The 19713-nt window shown below is 33.6% G+C and carries 18 protein-coding genes; 5 read left to right on the top strand and 13 right to left on the bottom strand.

Going from position 1 to position 19713, the window contains the following annotated elements:
- Window positions 1-14: 14 nt before the first annotated feature.
- From C4S29_RS10120 to C4S29_RS10060, 13 genes are all read right to left on the bottom strand, one after another.
- On the bottom strand, window positions 15-434 hold the full coding sequence (locus C4S29_RS10120) for a hypothetical protein (protein ID WP_103913973.1): 420 nt from the start codon (window positions 432-434) through the stop codon (window positions 15-17).
- Between the two features lie 231 nt (window positions 435-665).
- The gene (locus C4S29_RS10115; protein WP_103913972.1) at window positions 666-4046 is read right to left on the bottom strand and encodes a starch-binding protein; all 3381 of its coding nucleotides are present in this window, start codon (window positions 4044-4046) and stop codon (window positions 666-668) included.
- A gap of 233 nt (window positions 4047-4279) precedes the next feature.
- The gene (locus tag C4S29_RS10110; protein ID WP_103913971.1) at window positions 4280-6817 is read right to left on the bottom strand and encodes a phosphoenolpyruvate carboxylase; all 2538 of its coding nucleotides are present in this window, start codon (window positions 6815-6817) and stop codon (window positions 4280-4282) included.
- Between the two features lie 961 nt (window positions 6818-7778).
- The gene (locus C4S29_RS10105) at window positions 7779-9029 is read right to left on the bottom strand and encodes a DEAD/DEAH box helicase (RefSeq protein WP_103913970.1); all 1251 of its coding nucleotides are present in this window, start codon (window positions 9027-9029) and stop codon (window positions 7779-7781) included.
- Between the two features lie 216 nt (window positions 9030-9245).
- Window positions 9246-10229, bottom strand: coding sequence for a GTPase ObgE (gene obgE, locus C4S29_RS10100; protein WP_103913969.1), 984 nt, complete (start codon window positions 10227-10229; stop codon window positions 9246-9248).
- Window positions 10230-10316: 87 nt separating this feature from the next.
- The gene (locus C4S29_RS10095; protein WP_103913968.1) at window positions 10317-10895 is read right to left on the bottom strand and encodes an adenylate kinase; all 579 of its coding nucleotides are present in this window, start codon (window positions 10893-10895) and stop codon (window positions 10317-10319) included.
- Between the two features lie 75 nt (window positions 10896-10970).
- Window positions 10971-11525, bottom strand: coding sequence for a hypoxanthine phosphoribosyltransferase (hpt, locus tag C4S29_RS10090; protein WP_103913967.1), 555 nt, complete (start codon window positions 11523-11525; stop codon window positions 10971-10973).
- Window positions 11526-11617: 92 nt separating this feature from the next.
- Entirely contained in the window at window positions 11618-12025 is a 408-nt protein-coding gene (locus C4S29_RS10085; RefSeq protein ID WP_103913966.1) for a bactofilin family protein, read from the bottom strand.
- A 4-nt stretch (window positions 12026-12029) separates the two neighbouring features.
- Window positions 12030-12845, bottom strand: coding sequence for a M23 family metallopeptidase (locus C4S29_RS10080; RefSeq protein ID WP_103913965.1), 816 nt, complete (start codon window positions 12843-12845; stop codon window positions 12030-12032).
- Between the two features lie 153 nt (window positions 12846-12998).
- The gene (locus tag C4S29_RS10075; protein ID WP_103913964.1) at window positions 12999-13550 is read right to left on the bottom strand and encodes a hypothetical protein; all 552 of its coding nucleotides are present in this window, start codon (window positions 13548-13550) and stop codon (window positions 12999-13001) included.
- Window positions 13551-13690: 140 nt separating this feature from the next.
- Window positions 13691-14302 (bottom strand): DUF4230 domain-containing protein, encoded by a 612-nt coding sequence (locus tag C4S29_RS10070; protein ID WP_103914218.1) that lies wholly within the window; start codon window positions 14300-14302, stop codon window positions 13691-13693.
- Window positions 14302-14865 carry a TlpA family protein disulfide reductase gene (locus C4S29_RS10065; RefSeq protein WP_103913963.1) on the bottom strand — a complete coding sequence of 188 codons (564 nt, stop codon included), beginning with the start codon at window positions 14863-14865 and terminating at the stop codon, window positions 14302-14304. Before C4S29_RS10065 ends, C4S29_RS10070 begins: the two co-directional genes overlap by 1 nt.
- Window positions 14866-14867: 2 nt before the next feature.
- Window positions 14868-15335 carry a pyrophosphohydrolase domain-containing protein gene (locus C4S29_RS10060; protein WP_103913962.1) on the bottom strand — a complete coding sequence of 156 codons (468 nt, stop codon included), beginning with the start codon at window positions 15333-15335 and terminating at the stop codon, window positions 14868-14870.
- Between the two features lie 229 nt (window positions 15336-15564).
- Between C4S29_RS10060 and C4S29_RS10055 the strand changes: the two genes are divergently transcribed.
- From C4S29_RS10055 to dapB, 5 genes are all read left to right on the top strand, one after another.
- Window positions 15565-16377: an energy transducer TonB gene (locus C4S29_RS10055; RefSeq protein WP_103913961.1), complete on the top strand. Its 813-nt coding sequence runs from the start codon at window positions 15565-15567 to the stop codon at window positions 16375-16377.
- Window positions 16378-16540: 163 nt separating this feature from the next.
- The gene (locus C4S29_RS10050; RefSeq protein ID WP_103913960.1) at window positions 16541-17314 is read left to right on the top strand and encodes a ParA family protein; all 774 of its coding nucleotides are present in this window, start codon (window positions 16541-16543) and stop codon (window positions 17312-17314) included.
- Window positions 17315-17357: 43 nt separating this feature from the next.
- The gene (locus C4S29_RS10045; RefSeq protein WP_103913959.1) at window positions 17358-18242 is read left to right on the top strand and encodes a ParB/RepB/Spo0J family partition protein; all 885 of its coding nucleotides are present in this window, start codon (window positions 17358-17360) and stop codon (window positions 18240-18242) included.
- Complete coding sequence (locus C4S29_RS10040; RefSeq protein WP_103913958.1) at window positions 18243-18875, top strand: DUF5683 domain-containing protein; 633 nt, start codon at window positions 18243-18245, stop codon at window positions 18873-18875.
- Window positions 18876-18927: 52 nt separating this feature from the next.
- Entirely contained in the window at window positions 18928-19629 is a 702-nt protein-coding gene (gene dapB / locus C4S29_RS10035) for a 4-hydroxy-tetrahydrodipicolinate reductase (RefSeq protein ID WP_103914217.1), read from the top strand.
- Window positions 19630-19713: the final 84 nt, after the last annotated feature.

Genomic DNA, 19713 nt, shown 5'->3' with positions numbered 1-19713 from the left:
TAGAATATTAAAGATTAATTAAAAAATTGAATGAGTTTTTTTGATATTTTGTATGGAAGACCATTTTTGTCCATTGGGCAAACTTCTCGATTAGAATTATCTGCTACAACAATAAAACGAGTGGCGTTGTAATTGCCTTTGCTCATTAGTTGGTCGTACACTTTTTTGGAATTTGTTTCTGTATTTTTTGAAAAATAAACAACGCTGTTTCTTTTTACAATAATAGAATCTGATGTTAAGCCTTTTATACTTCTCAAATCTTTACAAATTTGTTTGGCTTGCGTAGGATTTATATTTTCTTTAAAATCTATGCGGCTCATTTGCACGTAAGGGTTATTTACGGTTTCAGGTGTCGCAGTAAAAATTTTAAATACAAGAAAAGCAACTACTAATGTGGAAATACTTATTAAAGTATATTTTACTTTTTTATTCATTTTGATAGTTTTTAATTTAATAATAGTTACGAGCCATTTTTAAAGTTGGTTTTCTTTATTTTTAAATTAATGTTTATTTTGAATGATTATAAATAATAATTGTAGCAAGTTTTCCCTTTTAAAATCAGTTCTAGGATGGATTTAATGCCAAAAATTATTTTCATTTTACTTAAAAAAAGAGCAAAAAAAAACACTTCGCTTTTGAAGTGTTTTATTAAAATATGAAATAAATTACTGTTTTATAAATTGTTCGAAATTTATTTTACCATCTTTGGAAAGCAGTTTTAAATAATACATTCCCGTCGGTAATTGCGACACTTTAATTTGGTTATTTTTCAATTCTTTTTGTTCAATCATATTTCCTGTGCTATCATAAAGTGCATATTTTGTAAATATTAAATCAGATTTTAAATTTAATAGATCTTTTACAGGATTTGGATAAAGTATTAGTTTTTTCGCTAAATTTTTCTCGTTTGTATTCAAACTTTGTGTAGCCCAATCGTAATAAATATCGTTTGTTATGTTTGTGATATCGGGCGTTTGGTTGGTTCCTACATCGCTGTTTCCATTATTAAAAATTACATTTAAGGACGTTACGCCGGGGAAAGTATATTTAAAATAACCATTTCCTTCGTCCACCATGAGGTTGCCCGGCCAAGTTGCAGCAGGAACTGCACCGCCTGTCATATTCCAATAATAGACTCTTGGAGTAACGCCATTCCAACCAGCAGCGGTAGGATCGGGTTTAAAATGAACGGTTATTCCTGAAGAAGAAAAATTATAAATTTCGGTTTTCACTGCCGACATTTCATCAGTAGAATTTTTTGCAAAAGCCTTTAAAGTGGTATTTGCGCTGATTGATAAATTTCCATTTCCCGTAAAACTAGACGAAAAAACGCTAGGTTCAGTTCCGTTTGTAGTATAATAAATAGTTGGATTTGGATCTGTTGAATCTGTCGCGCTTAAAACAACATTCACAGGCGTTCCACTAGCAAAAGTGCCACCAGAAGGTGAGATTTTTAGACAAGGATTTGAAATTGTTGGAGGTGTTGAAAGCCAAGTATTTGTAGTGCCGTCATAATAAGCAGTTCCATTTGCAGATAAATCAGCAGTTTGGTTTCCTGCACCGCCTGTTCCATTATTAAAAATAATATTGGTGGAAGAAATACCAGTAAAAGTGTAAGAATACCAACCGTCGCAACCTTCTGTCATAGTTTCGCCTGGCCAAACTCCATCTGCTAAAGAACCGGTAGGTAAAGCTTGCCAATGGTAAATTTTCGGTGGAGTAGTCCAAGTTGTTGGTGGTTTAAAATAGACTGTAAATGTTGGTATAACGCCTATATAATAGGTTTTTGAACTTACATCTGAAACATTTCCTTCCGCATCTTTTGCAAATGCTTTTACAGTTGTGGTTGTGGTAATATTTATAGTTTTTGTACTCGTAGCAGAACTTGAAGCAGTTGTTGGCGTCGTTCCGTCGAGTGTATAATAAATAGTGGGATTCGCATCGGAGTTGCTTGTTGCATTAATTGTAATATCTAATGCAGTTGCAGAATAATTACTTTCTGGGGTAATTGTAATTTTAGGATTTACATTTAAGTTTTTACCGACCCAAACGTGTTCTATTTTAGTTTTAGTAACATTTCCTTTTTTATCTGTTACTTCAATATAATAATCTAATAGTTTTTCTGAAATACCGTTTATTTCTGCCCAATAAAGATTAGCGATATAATCTGGCAGCATAAAGAAAGATACTTCTGGGTTATTTGTAACGTTATCTTTCGGGAAAATTCTTTCATTCATCGGTTTAGAAATCCAACTTCCCACTTCTGGACCGCCGGCATAAGTTTCATTTTGGTTTGATGTTAACGGATTTTTGCCATCCGCATCAATTCTATATTTTAAAACGGCGGATTGAATTCCAGAAACGTCGAAAGCCAAAGTCCAAACTGAAAAATCAGCAGAATTTAAAATTTGTTTATAACCATAATTGGGTCCAAAACCAATTTCACCCGGATTATAAGGATATCTTTGCGGAACTAAAACCGAAGGTTTTGTGGTATCTACATTTGGGTGCGCATCGATAACCAATTGTGCATGCGAAATAGCGCGGTTTGCTGCTAAAGTTGCTTTTATTTCTAAATCTAAAGCCAAACCATAATAAGCGTTTCCACTGTCATAGCCTGGAAGGAGAAAATTCCAAGCTTTTGCCGCTTCTGGCGAACTTGAAGTTGGGTTTACAACATCTGCAATATTAACACCACCATTTAATTCTTCGGCCATTTTACAGAAATTTTCGCCAGCAAAAAGTACGGCTTGGTTTCTAACGTCTTCAGTCCATCCATTTGGGTTAAATTTACTTTTATCCACAGGATCCGTCAATGGCCAAAACCAATTGATGAATTGTGGTGAACCCCAATCATTTGCGGCATTGAACCACGAACCATCTTCTACATGAACCACATCCGAATCAGGAATAGGAAAATCTTTTAAATATTGCTCAATTGTGGTTGGATTGTAACCTTTAGCCGCAGCCGCATTAGAAAAACCTGGAACAGCTTCATTATAATAACTGCTTCCGCCGCCCCAAGCATTATCGCCATCATGTGCTAATAAAACCAATGGCGGTCTTGCAGGATCTGCGTAAGGTGCAATGTTTGTGTCTATATTATCCGTTCCTTGCTGAGAAAATCCGTCTTTATAACTGTCTAGTTCAGCCATCGGAATGATCGAAATTATAGATTCTACACCCGTTTCTGGATCAACATATTTTGCTTTATGTGGCGTAAAACAATAAGGCGCCGCAAACTGACCGCCACGACCATCAATTTGACCATTTGACCAATTTACGCCTGTTGTTTCAACTTTATCGGCTTTATTTGGTGGGTCAATATTGCATCCGTTTGTCCCAAAAACCAAAGGATAATCGGCTAAAGTTCGTGCTAAATGTGAGTTAGCCACAACCGTCCAATTAAAACCTTCTTCTTTTAAAACTTTAATAATATTTTCAGAAAAACTGGCTTCGGCTGGCCAAAATCCATTAGAATAATAACCGAATTGTTGTGTTTGATAATATTTATGCGCTTCTATTTCTTTCTTTAAAACTTCATCTGAAGCTAAGGGCGAAAGCGTGTGATGCATCGTGAAACCCATTACATCCATTCTAGGTTTTCCACCTGAAGTGAGCCAAGAATGCGCCGTGTTGACGTTGTCTTTCCAAGATGGCACATAGCCCCACTGGTTGGCTGCTGCTAAAGAATTTATATTTTCTATTAATGAGCCGCCATAGGTAATTTGTGCGCCGGCGTTTGGTAAACTTCTAATGCTATTTACGGCATTTTTTGGTGCAAATTGATAGGCGTTTACCCGGTCTGCTGAACCAAAAATCTCATTCAAATCATTCAACGGATGCGCTAAACCATCGGAATAAGTATTGCCGCCAGACATTTTCAAATCTTGTGATTCTTTTACCGTTTGGTATCTATTTGGGTTTATTTTACTCGTTTCGCCCCAATAAGTCGGCTGATGCATGTGCCACAGATAAGTGGTTTGAACTTGGGCATGGAAGATTGCAACGAAGATCAATGCAAAAATAAGTACAATTTTTTTCATAAAGTTTTATATTAAAATAAACTTAAACCAACTATTGTCATAAACCATTAAATTAAAAATAGCCAGTTTCTAACTGGCTATAAATGTATTCAAATAAATCGTAAATTACAAAAATATTTCACTTAATTTTATTAAATATATATGTAAATGGTTTTTTTACTATTAATTTCGTACTAAAAACTCATTTTGGGACAATAATTCATATTGGATAATTTTGAGACATTAAGTTTTTATTAGGCAGAATTTCGACTTGCATTGATATTTCCAAATAGAGAGCGCATCACTAATTTTTCAAACGCTTCTTTATTTTCTGGGTTTTCTTTTATCTTTATTAAAGCATATTGCTGAATACTCAAAAGTGGCAACACTATTTTTTCTCGAATTTCTACAGATTTTTGAGAAATAGGTTCTTCTTCCATTAATGTTTTAAAACCCGTCAATTCAAGCATTAAATCTTTCGAAAGTTGATATTCATCAAATAAAATTTGCCAAAAATCACCATATTTTTTATCTTTTTTCATATAAGAAGTTAGTGGAAAATAGGATTTGCTTAAACTCATCATACTGTTTAAGATTAAGGTTTTAAAGAAATCTGAACCTTTAAAAAGTTCGACTATTTCATTAAATTTTCCTTCATTTTTAAACTGTTGCAATGCAGTTCCTACTCCAAAAAATCCCGGAACATTTTGTTTCAATTGCGACCAACTTCCCACAAAAGGTATCGCTCGTAAATCTTCAAATCTTAATTCTGAACTTCCGCCGCGTTTGCTCGGTCTGCTGCCGATGTTTGCTTTTCCGTAATATTCTAAGGTGCTCATTTCCTGCAAATAAGGTACAAATAGCGGGTTGGCTTTTAAAGAAGAATACTTTTTAAAACTAGATTTTGCTAATTTTTCAAATAAATGTCGTTCTTCTTGTGATAATTCTTTTTTAGAATTTTCGAAGACATCATTTTCAATTCCTGCAGTTAGAAGCTGTTCAAAATTAAATTTTGCCTGTTCTTTATTTCCAAAAACACTCGTAATCGTTTGCCCTTGAATGGTTAATTCAATTTTATTATTCGCAATTGTTTTTCCTTGCGACGCATAAAAATCGTGCGTTTTGCCGCCTCCTCTTGCAGGTGGACCGCCACGACCGTCGAAGAAAATGACTTTTATTCCATATTCTTCAGAAATTTTTGTCAGTTTTTCTTTGGTAGTAAAAATTTCCCAATTCGCTTTTAAATAACCACCATCTTTGGTGCCATCAGAAAAGCCAAGCATAATGGTTTGTTGGTTTCCGCGGCGTTCCAAATGTTTTTTATAAATTGGGTTTTCATACAATTCTTTCATCACACTTTCGCCATTTCCCAAACCTTCCATGGTTTCAAAAAGCGGAATAATATCCATTTTTATAGCGTCGTCTTCAAACTGGCAAACTTTAAAAAACGCCAAAACATTCATCACATCTTTCACGGCTTCTGCGTTTGAAATGATAAATCGGTTCATCCCGCGTTCACCATTTTTATTCTGAATTTCAGGGATTTGCGATACCGTTTTCAAGGTATCTTTTATCACATTATCTTCCCAATTTTCAAAATTTATCTGTGGTTTATTTTCGATTAGATAATTAAATTTTTCATTTTCGGTTAAATTTTCTTGGTCGTATTTTGAAACAATAAAATCTATTGTTTTTTGCAAAATTCTGCTGTCTTGTCGTAAATCTAAACCTGCGAAATGCGTCCCAAAAATCCGAATTCTATCTCTAAAATTATCTAATAAATTTTTGAAAAGTCCATTATGTTTAGTGTTTAAAATTTCTTCTGCTTTATCAATTTCAGAAATGAGGTCTTCGGCAGAAATATCACATTCTTCTTTAAAAATGGCATCATATAATTTGGTGCTTAGTTGATCTAAAATTTCTGAAACACCTCTAAAACTTAATCTTCTACGCACATATTTTAAATGACTATAGTAAGATTTTAGAATAGAAAGATGCAGTTCTTCAGCCACTTTTTTGGTTATATCTGCTGTTACAAAAGGGTTTCCATCTCTGTCTCCGCCGGGCCAAAATCCCAGTTGAAATAAATCTTCATGCAAATGAAATCCGTCGGTCTTAAAAATTGATTTTATTTCGGTGAAAAGTTCGCCCAAAGTGTCGTAATAAATGTAGCGCAAATAGTAAATAATGCTCATTGCTTCATCTAAAGGCGTTGGTTTTTCTTTATTCAAAAACGGCGTTTTTCCTAATTGTTGCAAAAGTAAATCGATCTGAGTGATAGAATCTGCTGTTATTTGCGTTTTTAAATCGTGCAAAATACGCTGTACAGAATTGGGATAGAACTGTGTTGGATGCGCTGTGAAAACGACCTTCACTCCAAATTGATTTAATTTTTCGCGCACTTGCTGCAAAGAATTTTGCTGTGTGGCGCGCTCGAAAATATTTTGTACCGTTCCTGCATCAGAGTCGGAATGCAAAGACGGAAATGCTGCATCTTCAATACTGTCAAAAAGCACAACTTGTCGCTCAATATATTGAATGATTTTAAATAATAGGTCTAATTTTTCTTCTTCCGTTTTTAGATGTGTGTGATTGGTAAAAAAATTTTCTAAAATTTCTTCAGGGGTTTTTCCAGCGTCGTAGCCTTCTTTGCTTTCTTCGTATAAAAATGGCAGCAACATCCCGATATTACTCATTTTATCATAAGGCAAACTCATAAAAAGTGAGTTGTAAATCTGGAATTTATTTTCTACAATTTGTCGGAATTTTTCTTTTCTGTCTGTATTTCGCATGCGCAAATTTAATAAAAATTATCCTTTAAAATTCGTATAGATTTTAATATAATGTTAAGGATTTTGCAGAAATTATGTTGATATTCAGAAAATAATGTAGATTTTAAAAGTGGTTATTTTGCTAGTAGTTTATGATTCAGAAAGAATCTCTGCTGTGATTATTATGTAATATAATTTTGTCATTAAAATTACTTTAAAAGATTGAACTCCTTCGGAGTTCTTTTTCGATATTGTTCATTTTTTCTACAAAGATATTGCTCCTACGGAGCATTTTTATTTGTCGAAAAATTCAAAGATAAAATTGTATAATATTTTTTTGGATGTTCGCTTTCAACCATAATGCTAATTTTTACGCGAAGAACAAAAAAACTCCTAGGGAGTTCTTTTTCGATATTGTTCATTTTTTCTACAAAGATATTGCTCCTACGGAGCATTTTTATTTGTCGAAAAATTCAAAGATAAAATTGTATAATATTTTTTTGGATGTTCGCTTTCAATCATAATGCTAATTTTTAACGCGAAAAACGCAAAGATTTTTATTGACTCTCTGTCTAAGTCATGTTTTTAAGGTCGCAAATCGAAGAATCATCAATTCCTCTAAAACTATTATAAAAAACATTGATAAAGGCGTTTGACTTCGTCGAATCTTTGATTTCATTTAACAAATGCCTTAAAAAGTAAAAAACATTTATGATGAATGACGGACATACAGAAATATTTTTATTGAAAATTTTTCGCAAAAAATCCCGTCGAACAAAAAAAATCGCCTCAACCTAGCCGCGATGGAAGGGAAAATCCTTTTTTTCTTTCAGAGAAATCCTCTTTTTATGTAGGCTCTTCGATAAAGAAAAAAAGATTGGAATGAACAGCGCGCGTAATAGTCGAAGAAAGTAAAGCCGTTTTGCTCCTAAAAAAAATACCTTCCGAAGAAAGTATTTGATTTTTTAAATAAAAAATTGTTTTATCTGTTTCGCGAAAAGTTACTTTTATTATTGGGCTTTTTTTTGTGCCCAGAACTTGGTGCATTTTTTTGTGGGCGAAAGGGTTTGTTGTTAGAATCGCGTTTTTCGACCACTAAATTATCTGTGTGAAAAGGGTGGTTTTTTTCGACTGGGATTTTTTTGCCGATTAGTTTTTCGGTGTTTTTTAGATTAATTAAATCTAAACCGTCCACAAAACTGATGGAATTTCCTTCTGCGCCGGCTCTTCCGGAACGCCCAATTCTGTGAACGTAAGTTTCAGAAACGTCAGACAATTCAAAATTCACGACATATTTTAGATCGTCAATATCGATGCCACGCGCCGCGATATCTGTGGCGACAAGAATTCTGGTTTTTCCGTCTTTAAAGTTACTTAAAGCGTTTTGACGGGCATTTTGAGATTTATTTCCGTGGATGGCTTCTGCAGAAATTTTATGGGAATGCAGTTTTCTGGCGATTTTATCTGCGCCGTGTTTGGTGCGAGAAAATACCAAAACGGATTCTTTAATATCGTTTTGTAAAAGATGTGTTAATAAATCTAATTTATCATTTTTTTCTACAAAATAAACGGATTGATTGATGGTTTCTGCTGTTGAGGAAACGGCGGCAACTTCCACTCTCACAGGATTATTTAAAATAGAATTGGCTAAAGAATCTATTTCTTTTGGCATAGTTGCCGAGAAAAATAAAGTCTGTCTTTTCTGTGGAATCATTTTTATAATGCGTTTCACATCGTGCACAAAACCCATATCGAGCATTCTATCGGCTTCATCTAAAACGAATATTTCTAAATGTTTTAATGAAATAATGCCCTGCGAAATAAAATCTAAAAGTCTGCCAGGTGTTGCTACCAAAACATCTACGCCTCTGCGAAGTGCTTTTTCTTGGGCGCCTTGTTTCACCCCTCCGAAAACCACTAAAGTTCTGACGGGTAAATTTTTGCCATAATCTTCAAAATTTTCTTCAATTTGAATGGCCAATTCTCTCGTTGGTGTTAAAATTAAAGCCTTGATTTGGTTGTTTCTTGGTCCGGTTCTTTCCGTTAAATTTTGTAAAATAGGGATGGCAAAAGCGGCGGTTTTTCCTGTGCCGGTTTGCGCGCAACCGAGGAAATCTTTTCCTTGTAAAATTGATGGAATGGCTTTTTCCTGAATGGGCGTTGGCTTTTCATAGCCTTGTTTTTCAAGCGCATCTAGGATGGGCTTAATAATTTTTAAGTCTGTAAATAACAAATTTGTCGTATTAAAATTTTTGTGCGGATGAAGTATTTTACTTCTTCATTTTGAGCAAATCTGCAAGAAGCAAATTGAGTAATCTAAAATTACTGTGGCTAAGAATGCCGCGAAATATTTTGCAAAGATAGATTATTTCTGTGAATAAAAATTTAAAATAAAAAAAGCGAAAAAAGTAAAAACCTTTCCGCTTTGAAATTTATATTTTAAATAAAATTAACCGTGCAATTTCTTCCAAATCGCATCTTTCAATTCCATCAAACCTTCTTGCGAAACGGCGGAGAAAAAGATGGGTTTTCTGTTTTCAGGAAATTCTGCTGAGATTTCTTTTTTTAGTTCATCATCCAATAAATCGGCCTTAGAAATAGATAAAATAAAATCTTTATCGATCAATTCTGGGTTGTATTCTTTCAATTCGTTTTCTAAAATTTTAAATTCTTGAAAATGGTCTTCAGAATCGGCAGGAATTAAAAAAAGCAAAATAGAATTTCTTTCTATATGGCGCAAAAATCTGTGTCCTAAACCTTTTCCTTCGGCGGCACCTTCAATTATTCCTGGAATATCTGCCATTACAAAAGACTTGTAATTTCTGTATTCTACGATGCCTAAATTTGGCGTTAAAGTCGTAAAAGCGTAATCTGCAATTTTTGGTTTTGCTGCAGAAATTGAAGCGAGTAGGGTAGATTTCCCGGCATTTGGAAAGCCAACCAAGCCGACATCGGCCAAAACTTTTAGTTCGAAAGTTACCATTCCTTCTTCGCCAGGCATTCCTGGTTGGGCATAACGTGGCGTTTGGTTGGTAGAGGTTTTAAAAAACTCATTTCCCATTCCACCTTTTCCACCTTTAAATAAGATAATTTCTTGTCCGTCTTCTAAAATTTCTGCAATTACTTCGCCTTCTTCATTTTTAGCAATTGTTCCCAAGGGAACGGTGATGTAAACATCTTCACCATCGGCGCCAGTTAATTGGCTTTTTTGTCCATTTTTTCCACGTCCTGCAGCAACATGTCTTGTGTAACGAAGTGGAAGCAAAGTCCATTCGTTTCTATTGCCGCGTAAAATAACGTGTCCACCGCGACCGCCATTTCCGCCGTCTGGCCCGCCTTTTGGGATGTATTTTTCCCGGCGAAGATGGGCAGATCCGCCGCCGCCGTGGCCGGATTTACAGTTTATTTTTACGTAATCTACGAAATTGGACATATTCTTTTTAGTTGTCGGTTGTTTGTTGTCAGTTGTCGGTATTATGGATAATTTTAAAACTATCAACTAAAAATGGACAAGCATCAACTAGTTTAGTTTTTCTACTTCTGCGAAGAGTTTTTCGGATATTTCTGCGATTTCTCCAACGCCGTTCACTTCCACATATTTACCTTGCTGTTTGTATAATTCGGCAACTTCTGCGGTTTTTTTGTAATATTCTACAATTCTGTTTTTAATAATAGCTTCTTCAGAATCGTCTTTTCTACCGCTTGTTTTGCCTCGGTTAATCAACCTTTCTACTAAAATTTTGTCTTCTACAACTAAAGATAAGCAGATTGAAATTTCGGAATGTAATTCATTTTTAACAATTTCATCTAAACATTCTGTTTGAAAGGAAGTTCTAGGATAGCCATCAAAAATATAGCCATTGCAATCGCTTGGTTTTTTTAGTTCTTCCACAAGCATATCGGTTGTAACTTGATCGGGAACTAATTCACCTTTTTCTATAAAAGATTTTGCTAAAATCCCAAGTGGCGTTTCTTGTTTCATATTATATCTAAAAAGGTCGCCAGTTGAAATTTGTTTAAGATTAAACTTCTTTATTAAATTTTCTGCCTGCGTTCCTTTGCCGCTTCCAGGAGGTCCGAATAAGACGATGTTTATCACTTTACTAGATTTTAAATTATAGATTTTAAATTTTAGATTTAAAAATCCAAATGTTTTATTTTTATTTGTAAGATATTAATGATTAATTTTACCGTCTTCTAATTGATATAAATCTTTTAGATTTCTTCCCAATTCATCATAATCTAAACCGTAACCCAAGACAAATTTATTTGGAATCTCTCTTCCGATATAATCTATTTTGAATTCTTTATTGTAAACTTCTGGTTTTAGCAGAAATGAAGCGATTTTCACCGATTTTGGACGCTGCGTTTCTGTGAAGTATTGAAACAAACTTTCTACGGTATTTCCTGTATCTACGATATCTTCTAGGATGATGATGTGTCGGTCTTTGATGTCTTTAGTTAAATCCATTTTCTGGTAAACGATACCTGTAGATTTTGTTCCGACATAAGAACTCATTTGTATAAATGCAATTTCGCATTTTCCCGGATAATGTTTTAGTAAATCTGAAAAAAACATAATAACGCCATTTAAAACACCTATAAAAACCGGTGTTTCATCTTTGTAATCGTCATAAATTTTCAGGGCGGTTTCTTTTACGATGGATTGAATTTCTTCATCCTTTAAATAAGGTACAAAAGTTTTGTCGTGAATTTTGATACTTTCCATAGAATTTTGTAAGATGCAAATTTAGCCTTTTTAAACGAAAAAACTTTTAAAATTTGTTTAAAAATTAGCAATTTGCCACGAAAAGCAGGTTTTTAGGCTGTGTGCAATTTTGTGTTTTCTAGCTTTTTCGGGCTGGCAATTTCAGGCATTTTAAGTAAACCGTTGTATTTTCCACCCATTTCAATTTCTAATGTGGTGGTTTCAATGTTTCCGTTTACAACAGCAGATTTTTTTAGAAGGAGTTCTTTGGCGCAAATGTTTCCATTTATTTTTCCATAAACGATTACATTTTCACTGGTTATATCTCCGGTAATTACGCCATTTTCACTTAAAATAAGTCCGTTTTTTACATCAATGTTTCCGGTAATATTTCCATCAATTTTTATGATGTTTTCGCCAGAAATGTTGCCTTCGAAATTCATACCTTGCCCAATTACATTGGTTATTGGCATTGTATCTAATTTCGAGATGCTTGGTTTTTCTTTTCTTATTTTAAACATAATTTTATAATGTTGTGTAATCTTTTGGATTTATTTTTTCGCCGTTTTTTATGATTTCGTAATGCAAATGTGGGCCTGTGCTTCTACCAGTGCTTCCAACTTCACCGATTATTTCACCAATTTTCACGCTCTGCCCAATTTTCACATTTATTTTAGAGAGATGGCCATAAAGTGTTTCAAGGTTTTTGGTATGTTTTATAATAATGCAATTTCCATATCCACCTCTTGGGCCAGCAAATTCTACGATTCCTTCTGCTGTGGAAATTACTGAATCGCCTATTTTTCCTTTAAAATCTATCCCTGGATGATTTTCTGTATTTAAGCCGGTAAAAGGGTTAGATCGATATCCAAAAGTGGAAGTTATTCTGCTTTTTAAAGGAACACCTAGCGGAATTTTTTTAGTTGTATTTTCTAATGTTTTTAATTTGGCGTTGTAATAATCTGCAATTTCATTGATGTCTGTAATTTCAAAATTTTCCTCGCCACCAGCGTTGGGTATTTCAAAATTTTCAATGCCGCGTTTTTGTAAAAATTGGTTGATTTTTGAGGTGCTACTATCGATAGATTTAAAGGTTTCTTTTACTTTTTTTAAATCTATCAAACTTCTTATTTTATTGGCATTTGCCAACTTTTGTTTGTATGAGTTGCTTGTACTTCGATATATAAAAACACCTATAATTCCCAATAAAACAATTATAACAACATTTATAATTATAAAATATTTTTTCCAATGCAAAAGTAATTTTGTCGGGATTTGCAGCACCTTGTTTTCTTTTCCTTTAGTATCTACAAATAAAATTGATGTTTTTTGTTTCCGCATCTATTTTTTTTAAAATCGAAAGCCAAGTTAAGAAAAATTTTAGAATTATAGTGTAATTAATTTGAAATGGCTGATGCTTTGCTTTTCTTAATGTTTTTTACAAAAAAAATTCCAGTAGCAAAACTGGAATTTTATTTTTTAAATAAAATGAAACTAAACTGAAACGTCTTTTGAGCCTTGCGAATCCATATCACTGTCCATTCCTTCGTGTTTTATAGTATAGCTGCGCTCGTTTGTAAAGTATAAATTATTTTTTGCTTTATTTATAATTCTTGCGCGTTCTGCTTCATCTATCTCATATTTGGCTTTCGCGCTTGGGTGCATTTTTGCGATATATTCTTTCGTTTCATCATGCACATTTATGGCGCCTTGTTCGTTTAAAATGTTTCTTGCTTTTTCTGCATTTTCCAAATTATCTGCAAAAACTGTTACTATATTATTTTTAGAGCCAGCGAAACTGTATTTTTTCTTTGCGTGTTCTTCATCACCAAAAAGCCAATTCCAAAAACCTGTTGTTTTTTCGCTTTCATGAAAATGAAAGTGTGGATGGTCGTCAGCAGAATAATCTTTAGCTTCATCCGCAATATTTGTAGAAAATTTTGAAATATGGTAATCTTCTGAAGAAAATCCTTCATTACTAAGTTTTTCTGCCGCAAGTTCTGCTTGTTTATGTTCGGGAAACAACCCTACAATAGTGTAAGACATAATCTTTTTTTTTTTTTAATTAATAATTTTTACACTTAAAAGCATCAATAATCGTGACAAACATTCTTTTTAACTATTTTTTGTAAAATATTTAACGTTAGGAAGGTCTAATTTTAGCTTAAAAAAAGAAGCAGAGTTTCTTATAATTTAGAAGTATCTAAAGTCCCCGTTTGGTCTATTATTTTGTAGTTTAAAGCTTTTGCGAGAACGAAAATTTGGTTTAAATCTATTAGAAGTTGCTTTCTACCTTCGCTTCTTAATCGGTTTTGATTGACCGTTTTAAAAGCATTCTCTTTGGCTGAATTGGTAATTTTTTTTATATCATTTTCATCAAAACGGTTAAAAAAAGAATCATCAAATGACTGAATTTCAACACTTGGCGTGATTTTTATCTCGGCATTTGGTAATTCTTGAATAATTAATTTTTTTCCGAGACTATCCACCTTTATTTTCATTTTATTCAAATCATAAGACACTTGCGCATGTGTTTTTGTAAACGTTATGATTTTTTTTTCGCTTGCTGGCAAAAGCCCGCCCGCCAATTCAGTTGAAAATTTGGTTTTTTGCATACTTGAAAAATCTTGCTCCATCACCACCAATTTATTCATTTTTTTTATTTGATTGGTGATGATGTAGTAATCGTTTTGAACTTGATCCGCAGATTTTCCCGTGATTTTTTGCCAAATGAAAAAAAGGAACAACATTGCCATTGCTCCTATTATAAATGAAATGAAATATTTTATGGTATTTATCATTTTTTAAATAAATCTTTTAGCGAAGTGTCATCTTTTTTTAAGATTTCCAGCAAATCTCTTTCTAGCCAGCCACTTTTGGGCGACTCAATAATTCTGCCCACTTCTTTTCCATATTTTGAAATAATGAAAGTTGGTACTTTTTGGATGTTGTATTTTCCTTCTTCACCATTTGGGGATTCTTTTTTCCGGTTAACTGCAATTATTGTCAGTTTTTGCATTGGATACTTCAGTTCTTCTAAAATTTTTATAAATCTAGGAAATTCGCGGTGGCTATCTGGGCACCAAGTTCCAAGGAAAATTGTGATGTTGTAAGAGTTGATTTTTTGTTTTTTTAATTCTTTAATAGCTTCAGCATCAAAAGCGTAACCATCGTGTTCTTCCTTAAACCAACCTTCGTATGGGTCTTTTTGAAACTGATCTAAAGTTTGTCTCCCCAAAAGCATTTTACCATCATTTTTAGAATCTACTTCTCTGTTTACAACTATTTTTGTAGAAGTGCAAGATTGAAATACCAAAAAAAGTAAACCACCCAAAAGCACTATTTTTCCTATTTTTTTCATACCTATTTGTTTAATATTTTTTTTAAATCCGCTGGTGAGTAATATTTATTTTTCAACACTTTATGATCTGATGTTCTGTGTACATTTATTTTATCACCCGATTTTTCTGCATAGCCATCTTCACCTTTTTCTTTATAAAATGCAATGGTTTCATCTGCTTCTTGCTTATTTGCACAGGCTTTAGACATATTGCTGCGTTGCACTTCATTGAATAATTCTACAAATTTTTCGCCCAAACCGAATTCTAAAACCGCGCCAGAAAGTACATATTGCAAATCGCACAAAGCATCTGCAACTTCAACCAAATCATTTTGGGCAATGGCTTCTTTTAGTTCATTTAGTTCTTCCTGTAAAAGTGCCACTCGCAACTCACAACGTTTTGCGGAAGGAATTTGTGGCGATTCTAAAATGGGTGCGTTAAAAGTTTTGTGAAATTCTGCTACTTGGTTTAGCGCATCTATTTTTTCCATTAATGTTTATTTTTCTTCAAATTTAGAAAATTAATAGCGAACATTTTTTAATTTTCTGTAAATATGAATTTTATCTAAATTGTGTATTTGATACCAAAAAATTGTTTGGCATACGAAATAATATTTTTTTTGGCTCGAATGTTGTTTAGTGGCTAATAACATAACCAGAAGACCTACGAAATGATAATCTATAAATTTTTAATTTTTTAACCCTTTTAAATATTTACAGATGAAAAATTTTCTATCCAACAACGAATTTCAACTAGATGAAGTTCTTTTCGAACACCGCAATCGGGATTATGGCGCTTATGCGCTTCGCAACGAAGCCAATCAAGTGCTTACCAAATCATTATTTGTAGGCGTTTTTTTATTTGCTGCAATTTCAGCAACACCGTTTATTATTAATAATTTTAAAACTGAAACTGTCACTCCGCCAACGGATTTTGGAAGCGAGCATGTTTTTCACAGAGTTGAAACGCCCGAAGTCGTTCCTCCAGTTAAACACGTGGAACCAACTGTGCCGCAAGTCGCTACTACAGTTTTAAGGATACCAACTCCCACAGCAAATCCGATTGTTCAAACGCCGGCAACTACGTTAAAAAGTACCGACGGAAAAAATATTGGCACAGAAGAAATTATAGGTACTCCGCCTGCAAACAATTTTACTCCGCCCGCCGTCGTAACTGTTTCGCCGCCGGTTGTAGTAGATTCTCCAAAACCAGTAGATAATTCTCCCGCTAAGAAAGTAGATGTTGAAGCAAAATTTTCGAAAGGCATAGATGGTTTTCGAAATGGAATGATTCAAAATTTTGATGGAAGTAATTTTGAAGGAACGGATATTGTTTTAAAAACTACGCTTACTTTTATTGTTGAAAAAGATGGTACAATCTCCGATATAAAAGCAAATGGCGCGAACGCAGACTTTAACAAAGAAGCTATTAAAACCATAAAATCTATTCGCGGGAAATGGACGCCAGCAAAACTAAATGGGCAAGCGGTTAGAAGTTACTTCAGTTTTCCAGTTTCTATGAAATTCGAATAAGGCAAAGTTAGTTTTTTTATAAAGTTATCCACAAAAACTATTTTTTTGTGGATAATTTTTTTTTAGTTAAAGGTTTAATTAACAAAGGTTTAACAATTTCTAACATTTCCAGAAGACTTTCAGATTTAAAATTATTGTATTTTTGGAAAATAAAGTAATAACTATGGCGAAAATTATTGGGATTGCAAACCAAAAGGGAGGCGTTGGTAAAACTACAACCGCGGTAAATTTGGCTGCGGCATTGGGCGTTTTAGAAAAAAGAATTTTACTGATAGACGCAGATCCACAAGCGAATGCCACATCTGGTTTGGGAATTGAAGAAGTAAAATTCAGTACTTATAATTTGTTAGAAAACTCTGAAGATGCAGAAAATTGCATCCAAAAAACGAGTTCTCCTAATTTGGATATTATTCCATCACATATTGATTTGGTTGCTGCTGAAATTGAGTTGGTTGACCGTCATAAACGCGAATTTAGACTGAAGGAATCTTTGCAATCGATTTTAAACAACTACGATTATATCATTATCGATTGCGCGCCAAGCTTGGGTTTAATTACCATTAATGCTTTAACGGCTGCAGATTCTGTAATTATCCCAATTCAATGTGAATATTTTGCGTTAGAAGGTTTGGGAAAATTACTCAACACGATTAAGAATGTTCAGAAAATTCACAACAAAGATTTAGATATTGAAGGTTTGCTTTTAACGATGTTCGACAGTCGATTAAGATTATCAAATCAAGTGGTAGAAGAGGTGAAAACGCATTTTCCGGAAATGGTGTTTGATACTATTATCAACAGAAATGTACGTTTAAGTGAAGCACCGAGTTTTGGAGAAAGTATTTTGATGTATGATGCGGAAAGCAAAGGCGCAATTCAATATTTGCAACTAGCGGAAGAAATTTTAATTAAAAATGAAAATTTAGTTTCGCAATAATCATCATTCATCATATATCAATAAAATAAGGCATAATAGAAGTATGAAAGATAAGAAAAGAGCAATGGGACGTGGTTTGGGCGCAATTTTAAGTGCCGAATCCAAGGGTTCCATAAATAATGCAACAGATGAAGGTGCAGAAAAATTGGTGGGAAATATAATGGAAGTTTCGTTGGAAGATATTTATCCAAATGCGACCCAACCGCGAACTTATTTTGATGAAAAAGCTTTGGCAGATTTAGCACAATCTATCAAATCTTTGGGTGTAATTCAGCCTATTACTTTACGAAAAGACGGTGAAAAATTTGAAATTATTTCTGGTGAAAGACGTTTTCGGGCGTCTAAAATGGCAGGTTTAAAAAGTGTTCCGGCGTATATAAGATTAGTAAACGACCAAGAATTGCTGGAAATGGCTTTGGTTGAAAATATTCAGCGCGAAGATTTAGATGCTATAGAAGTGGCTCTAACTTACCAAAGATTATTAGAAGAAATTGGTTTAACTCAAGAAAATTTAAGCCAAAGAGTTGGTAAAGAGAGAAGTACGATTACCAATTCAATTAGGTTATTGCGATTAAGTCCGGTTGTGCAAGATGCAATTAGAAGCGGTGAAATTTCTGCAGGGCACGGAAGAGCGATTATTAGTTTGGAAGAAGAAGCATTACAAGATGTTTTGTTTAAAAAAATTATTACCCAAAAATTAAATGTTCGACAGGCGGAACAGGAAGTTCAAAAATTAAAAAAACCTCACAAAAAACCACAGAAAATAGTTACTTTGCCTAATTATTTAAAAAAAGCCGAACGCAATTTATCGGATATTTTAGATGTTAAAGTAGAGATAAAATCTACCGCAGCAGGCAAAAAAGGAAAAATAGTTTTAGATTTTAAAAACGAACAAGAATTGGAACAGATTCTAGCACACATTCATTAAATGCAGAAGATTTTTTTATTTTTTTTCTTATTATTTTTTACAATTGGATTTTCACAAGTCAATCCAAATGATACAATTCGTACGGCTAACAAACCGAATGATTCCATTGCAGCGCTTTCTACTTCGAAAACAGAAGGGCAGGTTTTGGATGATATTAATAACGCAAATTCTAAAGCAATAAAGCCAAAATTTAACCCAACAAAAGCCGGATTGTATTCTGCAGTTTTGCCTGGTTTAGGACAATTTTACAACAAAAAATATTGGAAAATCCCGATTGTTTTTGGTGCAATTGGAACTGGTTTGGGTATTACTTTTTATAATGATAAACAATACAAAAGGTATAGAAACGCCTTTGTGGCCGAACTTAATGGGCAGCCACATGAATTTTCTAACATTCCAGGTATCGATAAAAATGTTTTGGGAAATGCGCAAGATTCTGCTAAAAGGCAAAGAGATTATGCCATCGCAATTACAGGGCTCGTTTATATTTTAAATATTGTAGATGCTGTTGTAGATGCCAATTTGTATGAAGGAAGGCACGATCCAGATTTAGCAGTTTCGCCTACCATAATAAACGATGGATTGGGATTGCAAAATGGCAAAGCAGGACTTGCTCTGAATTTTAAATTTTAATAAAAACGAAATAGTTCCTTCTTCGCTGGAGAAGGTTAGGATGCGAAATATTATGAAAATAGCACTCGTCGGATACGGCAAAATGGGAAAAATAATCGAAGAATTGGCAGTGCAAAAAGGCCATTCCATTGTTGCTACTTTAAATGAATCACCGACTTTAGAAAACCTTAATTCTCCCGATGTTGTGATAGAATTTTCAAATCCAGAAGTGGCTTTTGATAATATTAAATTTTGTTTAGAGCAAAATATACCAGTTGTTTGTGGTACTACAGGTTGGCTTTCAAAAAAACAGGAAATAGAAAAAATTGCAATAGAAAACAATACGGCGTTCTTATATGGAAGTAATTTCAGTCTAGGTGTAAATTTATTTTTCGCTTTAAATGAAAAATTAGCCCAAATGATGCAGCCTTTTGAAGATTATGCTTGCCAATTAGAAGAAATTCACCATACGCACAAGAAAGATGCACCAAGCGGAACGGCAATCACTTTAGCAGAAGGAATTATTAAAAACTCTAAATTTAATGCTTGGAAATTAGAAGAAACCGAAGATAAAAATTTAGGTATTTTTGCCATCAGAGAAGATGAAGTTCCAGGCACGCATAGTGTTTTTTATAAATCTAATGTAGATGAAATTGAAATAAAACACACCGCTTTCAACCGAAATGGTTTCGCTTTAGGCGCAATCGTTGCCGCAGAATGGATTATCGGAAAAACTGGAAATTTCAGTATGAAAGATGTTTTAGCCATAGATTAGCAAAAAAATGAGTTCAAGGAATTACAAATGGCTTCACAGAATTAAAAATTTCTGTAACTTTTTTATTCAAGTTTAAACTAATTT

Source organism: Halpernia humi, assembly GCF_900108025.1.
GTDB classification, from domain to species: Bacteria; Bacteroidota; Bacteroidia; order Flavobacteriales; family Weeksellaceae; genus Halpernia; species Halpernia humi.
Note: the sequence above shows the minus strand (reverse complement) of the source record. Positions and strands in the feature narration are given on the sequence as shown.

Coding starts and splice junctions, on each gene's coding strand:
- C4S29_RS10120 (WP_103913973.1), bottom strand. CDS start 434: ATGAATAAAAAAGTAAAATATACTTTAATAAGTATTTCCACATTAGTA.
- C4S29_RS10115 (WP_103913972.1), bottom strand. CDS start 4,046: ATGAAAAAAATTGTACTTATTTTTGCATTGATCTTCGTTGCAATCTTC.
- C4S29_RS10110 (WP_103913971.1), bottom strand. CDS start 6,817: ATGCGAAATACAGACAGAAAAGAAAAATTCCGACAAATTGTAGAAAAT.
- obgE (WP_103913969.1), bottom strand. CDS start 10,229: ATGTCCAATTTCGTAGATTACGTAAAAATAAACTGTAAATCCGGCCAC.
- hpt (WP_103913967.1), bottom strand. CDS start 11,525: ATGGAAAGTATCAAAATTCACGACAAAACTTTTGTACCTTATTTAAAG.
- C4S29_RS10085 (WP_103913966.1), bottom strand. CDS start 12,025: ATGTTTAAAATAAGAAAAGAAAAACCAAGCATCTCGAAATTAGATACA.
- C4S29_RS10080 (WP_103913965.1), bottom strand. CDS start 12,845: ATGCGGAAACAAAAAACATCAATTTTATTTGTAGATACTAAAGGAAAA.
- C4S29_RS10075 (WP_103913964.1), bottom strand. CDS start 13,550: ATGTCTTACACTATTGTAGGGTTGTTTCCCGAACATAAACAAGCAGAA.
- C4S29_RS10065 (WP_103913963.1), bottom strand. CDS start 14,865: ATGAAAAAAATAGGAAAAATAGTGCTTTTGGGTGGTTTACTTTTTTTG.
- C4S29_RS10060 (WP_103913962.1), bottom strand. CDS start 15,335: ATGGAAAAAATAGATGCGCTAAACCAAGTAGCAGAATTTCACAAAACT.
- C4S29_RS10055 (WP_103913961.1), top strand. CDS start 15,565: ATGAAAAATTTTCTATCCAACAACGAATTTCAACTAGATGAAGTTCTT.
- C4S29_RS10050 (WP_103913960.1), top strand. CDS start 16,541: ATGGCGAAAATTATTGGGATTGCAAACCAAAAGGGAGGCGTTGGTAAA.
- C4S29_RS10045 (WP_103913959.1), top strand. CDS start 17,358: ATGAAAGATAAGAAAAGAGCAATGGGACGTGGTTTGGGCGCAATTTTA.
- C4S29_RS10040 (WP_103913958.1), top strand. CDS start 18,243: ATGCAGAAGATTTTTTTATTTTTTTTCTTATTATTTTTTACAATTGGA.
- dapB (WP_103914217.1), top strand. CDS start 18,928: ATGAAAATAGCACTCGTCGGATACGGCAAAATGGGAAAAATAATCGAA.